General features: G+C 51.7%; 12 protein-coding genes. All 12 read left to right on the forward strand.

What is annotated here, in order from left to right; genetic code table 11:
- The 12 genes from wzb (at position 1) to wcaI (ending at position 11553) form a co-directional block, all read left to right on the forward strand.
- Positions 1-450 (forward strand): low molecular weight protein-tyrosine-phosphatase Wzb, encoded by a 450-nt coding sequence (gene wzb, locus SK39_RS19865; protein WP_003036763.1) that lies wholly within the window; start codon positions 1-3, stop codon positions 448-450.
- A complete protein-coding gene (gene wzc / locus SK39_RS19870; protein WP_003841788.1) occupies positions 447-2609 on the forward strand; it encodes a tyrosine-protein kinase Wzc in 2163 nt (720 codons plus the stop codon). The genes wzb and wzc overlap by 4 nt, the downstream gene beginning before the upstream one ends.
- Positions 2610-2681: 72 nt before the next feature.
- Positions 2682-3524: a colanic acid biosynthesis glycosyltransferase WcaA gene (gene wcaA, locus SK39_RS19875; RefSeq protein ID WP_003841790.1), complete on the forward strand. Its 843-nt coding sequence runs from the start codon at positions 2682-2684 to the stop codon at positions 3522-3524.
- A gap of 2 nt (positions 3525-3526) precedes the next feature.
- Positions 3527-4015, forward strand: coding sequence for a colanic acid biosynthesis acetyltransferase WcaB (gene wcaB, locus SK39_RS19880; RefSeq protein WP_003844327.1), 489 nt, complete (start codon positions 3527-3529; stop codon positions 4013-4015).
- A complete protein-coding gene (gene wcaC / locus SK39_RS19885; protein WP_032936710.1) occupies positions 4012-5229 on the forward strand; it encodes a colanic acid biosynthesis glycosyltransferase WcaC in 1218 nt (405 codons plus the stop codon). Before wcaB ends, wcaC begins: the two co-directional genes overlap by 4 nt.
- The gene (gene wcaD, locus SK39_RS19890; RefSeq protein ID WP_003844324.1) at positions 5204-6421 is read left to right on the forward strand and encodes a colanic acid polymerase WcaD; all 1218 of its coding nucleotides are present in this window, start codon (positions 5204-5206) and stop codon (positions 6419-6421) included. Before wcaC ends, wcaD begins: the two co-directional genes overlap by 26 nt.
- A gap of 5 nt (positions 6422-6426) precedes the next feature.
- A complete protein-coding gene (wcaE, locus tag SK39_RS19895; protein ID WP_003036753.1) occupies positions 6427-7173 on the forward strand; it encodes a colanic acid biosynthesis glycosyltransferase WcaE in 747 nt (248 codons plus the stop codon).
- A 9-nt stretch (positions 7174-7182) separates the two neighbouring features.
- Positions 7183-7737, forward strand: a complete 555-nt coding sequence (gene wcaF, locus SK39_RS19900; protein ID WP_003844323.1) for a colanic acid biosynthesis acetyltransferase WcaF — start codon at positions 7183-7185, stop codon at positions 7735-7737.
- A gap of 24 nt (positions 7738-7761) precedes the next feature.
- Positions 7762-8883: a GDP-mannose 4,6-dehydratase gene (gene gmd / locus SK39_RS19905; RefSeq protein WP_003036748.1), complete on the forward strand. Its 1122-nt coding sequence runs from the start codon at positions 7762-7764 to the stop codon at positions 8881-8883.
- A gap of 2 nt (positions 8884-8885) precedes the next feature.
- Positions 8886-9851, forward strand: coding sequence for a GDP-L-fucose synthase (gene fcl, locus SK39_RS19910; protein ID WP_003841801.1), 966 nt, complete (start codon positions 8886-8888; stop codon positions 9849-9851).
- A 2-nt stretch (positions 9852-9853) separates the two neighbouring features.
- Positions 9854-10333, forward strand: coding sequence for a GDP-mannose mannosyl hydrolase (locus tag SK39_RS19915; protein WP_003844322.1), 480 nt, complete (start codon positions 9854-9856; stop codon positions 10331-10333).
- On the forward strand, positions 10330-11553 hold the full coding sequence (gene wcaI / locus SK39_RS19920; protein ID WP_003844321.1) for a colanic acid biosynthesis fucosyltransferase WcaI: 1224 nt from the start codon (positions 10330-10332) through the stop codon (positions 11551-11553). The genes SK39_RS19915 and wcaI overlap by 4 nt, the downstream gene beginning before the upstream one ends.
- The last annotated feature ends 1 nt before the right edge of the window (position 11554 follow it).

An 11554-nucleotide genomic window follows, 5' to 3' on the forward strand; every position in this document is an offset into this window, starting at 1 on the left:
ATGTTTAACAAAATCTTAGTTGTCTGTGTGGGGAACATTTGCCGTTCCCCGACGGCAGAGCGCTTGTTAAGGCAATTTCACCCGGCGTTGACGGTCTCTTCTGCCGGTCTTGGGGCGCTGGTGGGGAAAGGCGCGGATCCGTGCGCCATTAGCGTTGCGCAGGCGCACAACCTGTCACTGGATAATCATTGTGCCCGGCAGATCTCGGGACGAATGTGCCGGGAGTATGACCTGATCCTGGCCATGGAAAAGCGCCATATCTCTGCCCTGTGTGAAATGGTGCCGGAGATGCGCGGCAAAGTGATGCTTTTTGGTCACTGGGACAGCGAGCGCGAAATTCCCGATCCATATCGTAAAAGCCGTGATGCGTTTGACGCGGTGTACACATTACTTGAACGGTCTGCCCGCCAATGGGCTCAGGCACTGAACGCAGAGCAGGGAAAACGATGACAGAAAAAGTAAAACAGTCTGCTGCGCCGGTAACGGGCAATGATGAAATCGATATTGGTCGTCTGGTCGCAACGGTGGTGGAAGCCCGCTGGTGGGTACTTGGCATTACCGCGGCTTTTGCATTGTGTGCCGCGGTCTACACACTGTTCGCCACCCCCATCTATAGTGCGGACGCGCTGGTGCAAATTGAGCAAAATACTGGAAATTCATTGGTGCAGGATATTGGCTCGGCGTTGTCGAACAAACCCCCGGCCTCGGAAGCGGAAATTCAGCTCATTCAGTCACGACTGGTATTAGGGAAAACGGTAGACGATCTCAACCTCGATATCGGCGTTACCAAAGATACGTTCCCTATTTTTGGCGCGGGCTGGGACCGGCTGATGGGCCGTCAGAACGAAACGGTTAATGTGACTACCTTCACGCTGCCAAAGGCAATGAATGAACAGACCTTCACGCTCAATGTGCTGAATGACAAAAGTTATCAACTGGTGAGTGACGGGGGTTTTAGCGTTCGGGGGCAAGTCGGCAAGGTGTTGGAACACGATGGCGTGACGATGCTGGTTGAGGCGATTCATGCCAGCCCGGAGAGCCAATTTACCGTCCGTAAATTCTCCACGCTGGGCATGATAAACACCCTGCAAAATAATCTGATGGTGGCGGAAACAGGCAAAGATACCGGTGTATTGAGCCTGACTTTTACCGGTGAAGACCGCGAGCAAATCCGCCAGATCCTCGACAGTATTACCCGTAACTATCTGCAACAAAACGTGGAACGTAAATCCGAAGAGGCCGCCAAAAGTCTGGCGTTTCTGGCCAAGCAGTTGCCCGAAGTGCGTAACCACCTGGATGTTGCTGAAAACAAGCTGAACGCCTTCCGTCAGGATAAAGACTCCGTGGATTTGCCGCTGGAAGCCAAAGCGGTGCTGGATTCGATGGTGAATATCGACGCGCAGCTGAATGAACTGACCTTTAAAGAAGCGGAGATTTCCAAGCTGTTCACCAAAGCGCACCCGGCGTACCGCACGCTGCTGGAAAAACGCCAGGCGCTGGAAGATGAGAAAAGTAAGCTGAACGGGCGTGTAACGGCGATGCCGAAAACACAGCAGGAAATTGTTCGCCTGACGCGTGATGTGGAGTCCGGTCAGCAGGTCTATATGCAGTTGCTGAACAAGCAACAGGAACTGAAGATTACCGAGGCCAGTACGGTCGGTGATGTGCGCATTGTCGATCCCGCGATTGCCCAGCCTGGCGTGCTGAAGCCGAAAACGGCGCTGATTATTCTCGGCAGTATCATTCTCGGTTTAATGCTTTCCGTGGTGGGCGTACTGCTGCGTTCTCTGTTTAATCGCGGTATTGAAAGCCCCCAGGCGCTGGAAGAGCATGGTATCAGCGTGTATGCCAGTATTCCGCTGTCTGAATGGCAAAAAGCGCGTGATAACGTTCAGACCATTAAAGGTGTGAAACGCTACAAGCAAAGCCAACTGCTGGCCGTGGGGAATCCAACGGATCTCGCCATAGAAGCGGTCCGTAGCCTGCGTACCAGCCTGCACTTTGCCATGATGCAGGCGCGTAACAACGTATTGATGCTGACCGGCGTCAGCCCGTCGATAGGTAAAACATTTGTCTGCGCTAACCTGGCGGCAGTTATTAGCCAGACTAACAAACGCGTGCTATTGATCGACTGCGACATGCGCAAAGGCTATACCCACGAACTGCTGGGGACCAATAATGTTAACGGCCTGTCTGAGATCCTCATTGGCAAAGGGGATATTTCATCCAGCGCTAAACCGACATCGATTCCGCATTTTGATCTGATCCCTCGCGGTCAAATTCCTCCCAATCCTTCCGAACTGTTGATGAGCGAGCGCTTCGGCGAACTGATTGCCTGGGCCAGTTCGCACTATGACCTGGTGTTGATTGACACCCCACCAATTCTGGCGGTGACCGATGCGGCTATCGTAGGGCGCCACGTCGGAACCACGCTGATGGTAGCGCGTTATGCGGTCAACACGCTGAAAGAGGTGGAAACCAGCCTGGGCCGCTTCGAGCAAAATGGCATTCAGGTGAAAGGGGTGATCCTCAACTCGATCTTCCGCCGCGCCAGCGGGTATCAGGATTACGGCTACTACGAATACGAATACACGTCGGATTCGAAATAACTAACAGCAACGCATATCGAATGTAGGCCTGATAAGCGTAGTGCCATCAGGCAACTTTTTTTGGAAACGAAAATGACCACAGAAAACCCGCTAATTTCAATTTACATGCCAACCTGGAACCGCCAGCAGCTGGCCATTCGGGCGATTAAATCGGTGTTGCGGCAGGACTATCCTCACTGGGAGATGATCATTGTGGATGATTGCTCTTCCTCATATGAGCAGTTGCAGCAGTTTGTTGAGGAACTCAACGATCCGCGCGTGTCGTATACGCATAATCCCACCAACTCCGGGGCCTGTGCGGTGCGTAATCAGGCCATTATGCAGGCCAACGGGCAATACATTACGGGGATTGATGATGATGATGAATGGACGCCGAACCGACTGAGTGTATTTCTCAACTATCGCCATCATTTGGTCACGCGGGCGTTTCTGTATGCCAATGACTATGTCTGTGAGGGTGAAGTGTATTCGCAGCCGACCAGTCTGCCGCTCTATCCTAAGTCCGTTTATTCACGCCGCAGGTTTTATAAGCGCAACATCATTGGTAACCAGGTATTTACCTGGGCATGGCGGTTTAAAGCATGTCTGTTCGATACCACGCTGAAAGCGGCGCAGGATTACGACATCTTCCTGCGCATGGTGGTGGCGTATGGCAAACCGTGGAAGGTCAAAGAGGCGACGCAGATCCTGCATGTAAATCACGGTGAGATGCGCATTACCTCATCGCCGAATAAATTCTCCGGCTACTTTCAGTTTTACCGCAAGCACAAAGGCAAATTTGACCGGGCCAGCAAGAAGTATCAGCTGTTTACCCTCTATCAGATCCGCAACAAACGGATGAACTGGCGCACGCTGCTGACGCTGCTTTCTGTTCGCAACAGTAAGCGTCTGGCCGACGGACTGCGAGGACGCTAATTATGCTGGAAGATTTACGCGTGAACGGCTGGAGTCTGCGCCCCTGCTGCATGGTGGTGGCCTATCGGATTGCCCATTTTTGCTCCGTCTGGCGTAAAAAAAACATCTTAAACAACCTGTGGGCCGCACCGGTACTGGTGATGTACCGCCTTATCACCGAATGCCTGTTTGGCTATGAAATTCAGGCCGCTGCATCAATCGGTCGTCGTTTCACCATCCATCATGGCTATGGGGTGGTTATCAATAAACACGTGGTTGTGGGGGATGATTTTACCCTACGTCACGGCGTCACCATCGGCAATCTTGGCACCAACGATTTGTCCTGCCCGGTAATCGGTAACAGCGTTGAGCTGGGGGCCAATGTCACTCTGCTTGGCGACGTTGCTATTGGCGATAACGTGACGATTGGTGCCGGGAGCGTCGTGGTGGATAGCGTTCCGGACAATGCGCTGGTCGTGGGCGAGAAGGCACGGGTGAAGGTAATAAAATGAAGATATTACAATTTAATGTGCGACTCGCAGAAGGTGGGGCGGCAGGCGTGGCGTTAGATTTGCATCTGAGGTCGCTGGAAAAAGGGCTGTCGTCGCGTTTTGTCTATGGCTATGGCAAAGGCGGTAAAAAAAGCGCCAGCCATGCGAAATACCCGCAGGTTATCAAATATACGCCGCGCCTGACGTCGGCGGCGAACATTGCGCTGTTTCGTTTCGTGAACCGCGACATGTTCGGCAATCTCGACAAGCTATATCGTATGGTTACCCGCACTAACGGCCCGCTGGTACTGCATTTTCATGTGTTGCACAGCTACTGGTTGAACCTGGAAGAGGTAGTCTCCTTTTGCCAAAAAGTGAAAGCGCATAAACCGGATATCACCTTCGTCTGGACGCTGCACGATCACTGGAGTGTGACCGGGCGCTGTGCCTTTACCGATGGCTGCGAAGGCTGGAAAACGGGCTGTCTGCAATGCCCAACGCTGAGCAACTATCCGCCGGTAAAAATCGATAAAGCCCATCAGCAGTTGCCCGTTAAGCGGCAGATGTTTCGTGCGATGCTGGCGCTGGGTTGCCAGTTTATCTCGCCCAGTCAGCATGTGGCCGACGCGTTCAACAGCCTGTATGGCGCGGGACGTTGCCGCATTATCAATAATGGCATTGATGTGGCAACTGAAACCATTCTTGCCGAACTACCCGCGATGCCTGAGGAGAGCGGTCGGCCGAAAATTGCCGTGGTGGCTCATGACCTGCGCTATGACGGCAAAACCAGTCAGCAACTGGTGCGAGCGATTACCGCGCTCGGAGACAAAATTGAGTTGCATACCTTCGGCAAATTTTCGCCATTTGCGGGAGATAACGTCATCAATCACGGTTTTGAGAGCGATAAGCGCACGTTGATGAGTGCGCTTAATCAGATGGATGGACTGGTGTTCAGCTCACGTGTCGATAACTACCCGCTGATTCTGTGCGAAGCGCTGTCCATCGGCGTACCGGTAATAGCCACGCACAGCGATGCCGCGCAGGAAGTGCTGGCTAAATCAGGCGGAAAAACGTTCAGCGAAGCTGAAGTGTTGCAACTGGTGCAACTGAAAAAATCAGACATTGCGCAGGCGGTTTTTGACACGTCGCTTGCCGCATTTAGCCAGCGCAGCCGGTTGGCATACAGTGGACAACAGATGCTGGAGGAATATGTCTCGTTCTATCAGAATCTGTAGCTATCTGGTGCTACCGCTGCTTTATCTGTTGGTAAACGTCAAACTCGCCCAGCTTGGCGAGAGCTTCCCGATAACTATCGTCACCTTTTTACCCGTTCTGTTGTTGCTGTTTATCGAGCGCATCAATATCAAAAAATTAATGATCGCGCTGGGCGTAGGGGGCGGACTGACGGCATTTAACTATCTGTTCGGTCAGTCACTGGATGCCAGCAAGTACGTGACGTCCGCCATGTTGTTTATCTATACCGTGGTGATCATTGGCATGGTATGGAGTATTCGCTTCAAAACGATTTCGCCGCATAACTACATTAAAATCTTGCGCTTTTTCTGGCTGGTCGTGGGACTGGTGGTGGGGTTAGCTGCGGTTGAAATGGCACAGATAATTCTCAGCGGCGGCAGCAGTTTAATGGAAGTTATTTCGAAATATCTTATTTACAGTAATAGCTATGTTCTGAACTTTATTAAGTTTGGTGGGAAACGAACCACCGCGCTCTATTTCGAACCGGCATTCTTCGCTCTGGCGTTAATCTCAATTTGGCTCAGTATCAAACAGTTTGGTATCAAAACACCTAAGTCCGATGCTATGATTCTGGTAGGGATAATATTATCGGGATCGTTTTCAGGAGTAATGACGTTTATTTTGTTTTACCTCCTGGAATGGGCGTTTCAGTACCTAAATAAGGATGCGATAAAAAAGAAGCTACCTCTGGCGATAATCTCATTGAGCGTGTTTTTAGTTGGTGTGATATTTGCTTTTCCGTACATCGCAACGCGGCTTGGTGATTTAGGAACTGAAGGTTCGTCATCGTATTATCGTATCGTAGGGCCATTAGTGATGGTCGGTTATTCGTTACTGAACGTTGATGGCGTAGTGAGATTTGGCTCACTTTATGAATACGTCGCGTCATTCGGAATTTTTAACGGTGCAGATGTCGGTAAAACAATAGACAATGGCTTGTATCTGCTGATTATTTATTTTTCATGGTTCGCGGTGATATTAGCCCTATGGTACATGGGGAAGGTCATGAAAATGATGATCAATGCGTTTGGCGATAATCAGAATTATCGGGTGCAGCTTTATCTTCTTACACCATTGTCACTGTTTTTTACAGGTTCAGTATTTAGTCCGGAATACGCATTTTTAATTGTGTGTCCGTTTATTTTGCGCAAGGCGCTGAATATCGCGAGGTAACTCACATGCTGCTCAGTATCATTACCGTCGCCTTTCGCAATCTGGAAGGGATCGTCAAAACTCACGCGTCGCTGGCACATCTGGCGCAAGCGGGTGATATCAGTTTTGAGTGGATTGTTGTTGATGGCGGCTCCTCGGATGGTACGTCGGCGTTTCTTGAAGGACTCAGTGGAGAACACCGGTTACGGTTTGTCAGCGAACCGGATAACGGCATCTATGATGCGATGAACAAAGGCATCGCCATGGCGCGCGGGCGGTTTGCATTGTTCCTCAACTCCGGGGATATTCTGCATGCGAATGCGGCTTGTTTTATCCGCCAGCTAAAAATGCAGAGTGACCAAACTATGGTCATTGGCGATGCGTTGCTGGATTTCGGCAATGGCAACAAAATTAAGCGTCGGGCAAAACCGGGTTGGTATATTTATCACAGCCTGCCCGCCAGCCATCAGGCAATATTCTTTCCTCTCTCAGGACTGAATGTCTGGCATTATGATTTGCAATATAAAATATCGTCAGATTACGCGTTGGCAGCCAAATTATACAAGTCCGGCTACGCTTTTAAAAAGCTGCGCGGGTTGGTGTCGGAATTTTCTATGGGCGGAGTGTCAACGACGAATAATCTGGAATTGTGCCGGGATGCCAAAAAAGTACAGCGCCAGATATTACACATGCCAGGTTTTTGGACCGGTTTGTCAGAATATTTACGTCTGCGCACAACCGATAAAACAAAAACCTTATATGGAAAAACGTAAGAGCACAATATGCAAGACTTAAGCGGATTTAAAGTGCCTGGAGGTTTTCGCGGCGGCGGCGCTATTAAAGTGCAATTATGGTGGGCGGTGCAATCAACATTATTTCGCTGGTCTCCACAGGTTATGTATCGCTGGCGTGCATTTTTATTACGGATATTTGGCGCAAAAATAGGAAAAAACGTAGTCATTCGGCCTTCAGTAAAAATTACTTATCCGTGGAAACTAACTCTGGGAGATTATGCCTGGGTGGGTGATGACGCGGTTTTATATACGTTAGGTGATATTACGATTGGGGCCCACGCAGTTATTTCGCAAAAAAGTTATTTATGCACCGGGAGTCATGATTATGCCAGCCAACATTTTGATATTAACGCCACACCGATAGTGGTTGGCGATAAATGCTGGCTGGCGACAGATGTCTTTGTCGCGCCTGGCGTAACGATTGGCGATGGCACCGTCGTCGGAGCACGAAGCAGCGTATTTAAATCGCTGCCAGCAAATGTCATTTGTCGGGGAAATCCCGCAGTAGTCACGCGCGAACGCGTCGAGAAAGTTACTCCCTGAGGGGATCACTGAAGAGGTTATAACATGTCAAAAGTCGCTCTCATTACTGGCGTAACCGGGCAGGATGGCTCTTACCTGGCAGAACTCCTGCTGGAAAAAGGGTACGAAGTACACGGTATTAAGCGTCGCGCTTCATCATTCAACACCGAACGTGTGGACCACATCTACCAGGATCCGCATTCAGGCAATCCCAAATTTCATCTGCACTATGGCGATTTGACGGACTCCTCCAATCTGACCCGTATTTTACAGGAAGTCCAACCGGATGAAGTCTATAACCTGGGTGCCATGAGCCACGTTGCGGTGTCGTTTGATTCACCGGAATACACCGCAGACGTTGATGCGATCGGCACCTTGCGCTTGCTGGAGGCGATCCGCTTCCTTGGTCTGGAAAAAAAGACCCGTTTTTATCAGGCGTCCACCTCTGAGCTGTACGGTCTGGTTCAGGAAATCCCGCAGAAAGAGAGCACGCCGTTCTATCCGCGTTCACCGTATGCCGTTGCTAAGCTGTATGCCTACTGGATAACCGTCAACTACCGTGAGTCTTACGGGATGTATGCCTGTAACGGCATTCTGTTTAACCACGAGTCTCCGCGCCGCGGCGAAACCTTTGTCACTCGCAAAATTACCCGGGCGATCGCCAACATCGCTCAGGGGCTGGAGTCTTGCCTGTACCTGGGCAACATGGATTCACTGCGCGACTGGGGGCATGCCAAAGATTACGTCAGGATGCAGTGGATGATGCTGCAGCAGGATAAGCCGGAAGATTTCGTGATTGCCACCGGCGTGCAGTATTCCGTGCGCCAGTTTGTAGAAATGGCGGCTGCTCAGCTGGGGATTAAATTGCGCTTTGAAGGTGAGGGCGTGAATGAAAAAGGCATCGTGGTTTCCGTGACCGGACATGATGCGCCGGGCGTGAAGCCAGGCGATGTCATGATTGCCGTTGACCCGCGCTACTTCCGTCCGGCTGAGGTGGAAACGCTGCTGGGCGATCCGGCCAAAGCACATGAAAAACTGGGCTGGAAACCGGAAATCACGCTGCGCCAGATGATCTCGGAAATGGTTGCTAACGATCTTGATGCGGCGAAGAAACATTCCCTGCTCAAGTCGCACGGTTACGAGGTTGCCATCGCGCTGGAGTACTGAGGATGAAGACACAACGTATTTTTGTGGCGGGCCATCGCGGGATGGTGGGGTCCGCCATCGTCAGACAATTGTCGCAGCGAAATAATGTGGAGCTGGTGCTGCGTACCCGCGACCAGCTTAATCTGCTGGACGCCAGTGCGGTGCAGGCGTTTTTTGCCGCTGAACGTATTGACCAGGTTTATCTGGCGGCGGCAAAAGTAGGAGGGATTGTGGCAAACAATACTTATCCTGCTGATTTTATTTATGAAAACATGATGATTGAGAGCAACATTATTCATGCTGCACATCTGCATAACGTGAATAAACTGTTGTTTCTCGGGTCATCCTGTATTTATCCCAAGCAAGCTACCCAGCCAATCGCCGAGAGTGAACTGTTGCAGGGGACACTTGAACCGACCAATGAGCCGTATGCGATTGCCAAAATTGCCGGTATCAAGCTGTGTGAATCGTATAACCGACAGTATGGCCGTGATTATCGCTCGGTGATGCCGACCAATCTGTATGGGCCGCATGACAACTTTCATCCGAGTAATTCGCATGTGATCCCGGCGCTGCTGCGCCGCTTTCATGAAGCTCGCGGGCAAAATGCGCCGGATGTGGTGGTATGGGGCAGCGGGACGCCAATGCGTGAATTTCTGCATGTCGACGATATGGCGGCGGCCAGTATCCACGTGATGGAGTTGGCTCAGGAAGTGTTGCAGGAATATACCCAGCCGATGCTGTCGCATATCAACGTGGGTACCGGCGTGGACTGCACCATCCGTGAACTGGCGCAGACTATTGCGGAGGTCGTGGGTTACAAGGGGCGCGTGGTGTTTGACGCCAGTAAACCGGACGGCACGCCGCGCAAATTGCTTGACGTTACGCGTCTGCATCAGTTGGGCTGGTATCACGAGATATCTCTGCAAGCGGGACTTGCCAGTACATATCAGTGGTTTCTTGAAAACCAGCAGCGTTACCGGGGGTAAGCATGTTTTTACGTCATGAGGATTTTGCCACCGTTGTACGTTCAACTCCGCTGATTTCCATTGATTTGATCGTGGAAAACGCCCACGGTGAATTTCTGCTTGGCAAGCGCCTCAATCGTCCTGCGCAGGGGTACTGGTTTGTGCCCGGCGGTCGGGTGCAAAAAGATGAACCGTTGCACGCGGCCTTTGAGCGGCTTACTGAAGCTGAGCTGGGGTTACGTTTACTGCTGTCCGCTGCGCAGTTTTACGGTGTCTGGCAGCACTTCTATGACGACAACTTTTCCGGGGAAGATTTCTCAACGCATTACATCGTGCTGGGATTTCGTCTGCGGGTGTCGGAAAACGACCTGCAACTGCCTGACCTTCAACATGACGCGTACCGCTGGCTGGCAATTGAAGAGATTCTGGCCACTGACCGCGTGCACGACAACAGCCGGGCTTACTTCTGTGAGAAGAGTCAGGCCGGAGCACCCGGGCTATGAAGATCCTTGTGTATGGCATCAACTATTCGCCGGAGTTGACCGGTATCGGTAAATACACCGGTGAAATGGTGGCGTGGATGGCGCAACAGGGGCATGACGTACGGGTGATCACTGCGCCGCCTTATTATCCGCAGTGGAAAGTCAACGGTCGCTATTCATCCTGGCGCTACCGTCGTGAAGAGGGCGATGCCATCGTCTGGCGTTGCCCGCTGTATGTGCCTGAGCAGCCCTCCACGCTCAAGCGTCTACTGCATTTAGGCAGTTTCGCCCTGAGCAGTTTCTTCCCGCTGCTGGCGCAGCGCCGCTGGAAGCCGGATCGCATCATTGGGGTAGTACCGACGCTGTTTTGTACGCCGGGAATGCGCCTGCTGGCGAAGCTGTCCGGGGCGCGCACGCTGCTGCATATTCAGGATTACGAAGTTGATGCCATGTTGGGACTTGGCATGGCGGGCAAAGGCAAGCGCGGTATGGTGGCAAAACTGGCCAGCGCTTTTGAGCGCAGTGGGCTGTTGAATATGGATCATATTTCGACCATTTCTCGCTCAATGATGAATAAAGCACAGGAAAAGGGCGTTGATGCACAGAAGGTTATTTTCTTTCCGAACTGGTCAGAAGTAGCGCGTTTTCGCGATGTGGACGCCGCCGATGCTCTGGCGTTGCGCCAGCAGCTGGGCTTGCCTGATGGAAAAAAAATCATTCTCTACTCTGGCAATATTGGTGAAAAGCAAGGACTGGAGAGTGTAATCGACGCAGCGGCCCTGTTGAGCGAGCGGCCCTGGCTGTTTGTGATTGTCGGGCAGGGCGGGGGTAAAGCGCGGCTGGAGAACATGACCAGCGAACGCGGCCTGAACAATGTGATGTTCTTTCCGCTGCAATCTTATGACGCGCTGCCTGCACTGCTCAAAATGGCGGACTGTCATCTGGTGGTACAAAAGCGCGGTGCGGCGGATGCCGTACTGCCTTCCAAACTGACCAATATCCTCGCCGTTGGTGGTAACGCGGTGATTACCGCCGAGCCGGAAACCGAGCTGGGGCAGCTCTGTAACATTGTTCCAGGCATCGCAGTATGCGTGGAGCCGGAATCGGTAAACGCGCTGGTTTGCGGTATCCAACAAGCGTTGAGGATGCCAAAAGTCAATACGGTGGCACGTGACTATGCCGAACGCACGCTGGATAAAGATAACGTGCTTAGCCAATTTATTGCTGATATTCGGGGTTAAT

This window comes from Citrobacter sp. BIDMC107, from assembly GCF_001037575.1.
GTDB classification, from domain to species: Bacteria; Pseudomonadota; Gammaproteobacteria; order Enterobacterales; family Enterobacteriaceae; genus Citrobacter; species Citrobacter freundii.

Bases quoted from the DNA above. Each gene is read 5' to 3' on its own strand.
- wzb (WP_003036763.1), top strand. From the start codon at position 1: ATGTTTAACAAAATCTTAGTTGTCTGTGTGGGGAACATTTGCCGTTCC.
- wzc (WP_003841788.1), top strand. From the start codon at position 447: ATGACAGAAAAAGTAAAACAGTCTGCTGCGCCGGTAACGGGCAATGAT.
- wcaA (WP_003841790.1), top strand. From the start codon at position 2,682: ATGACCACAGAAAACCCGCTAATTTCAATTTACATGCCAACCTGGAAC.
- wcaB (WP_003844327.1), top strand. From the start codon at position 3,527: ATGCTGGAAGATTTACGCGTGAACGGCTGGAGTCTGCGCCCCTGCTGC.
- wcaC (WP_032936710.1), top strand. From the start codon at position 4,012: ATGAAGATATTACAATTTAATGTGCGACTCGCAGAAGGTGGGGCGGCA.
- wcaD (WP_003844324.1), top strand. From the start codon at position 5,204: ATGTCTCGTTCTATCAGAATCTGTAGCTATCTGGTGCTACCGCTGCTT.
- wcaE (WP_003036753.1), top strand. From the start codon at position 6,427: ATGCTGCTCAGTATCATTACCGTCGCCTTTCGCAATCTGGAAGGGATC.
- wcaF (WP_003844323.1), top strand. From the start codon at position 7,183: ATGCAAGACTTAAGCGGATTTAAAGTGCCTGGAGGTTTTCGCGGCGGC.
- gmd (WP_003036748.1), top strand. From the start codon at position 7,762: ATGTCAAAAGTCGCTCTCATTACTGGCGTAACCGGGCAGGATGGCTCT.
- fcl (WP_003841801.1), top strand. From the start codon at position 8,886: ATGAAGACACAACGTATTTTTGTGGCGGGCCATCGCGGGATGGTGGGG.
- SK39_RS19915 (WP_003844322.1), top strand. From the start codon at position 9,854: ATGTTTTTACGTCATGAGGATTTTGCCACCGTTGTACGTTCAACTCCG.
- wcaI (WP_003844321.1), top strand. From the start codon at position 10,330: ATGAAGATCCTTGTGTATGGCATCAACTATTCGCCGGAGTTGACCGGT.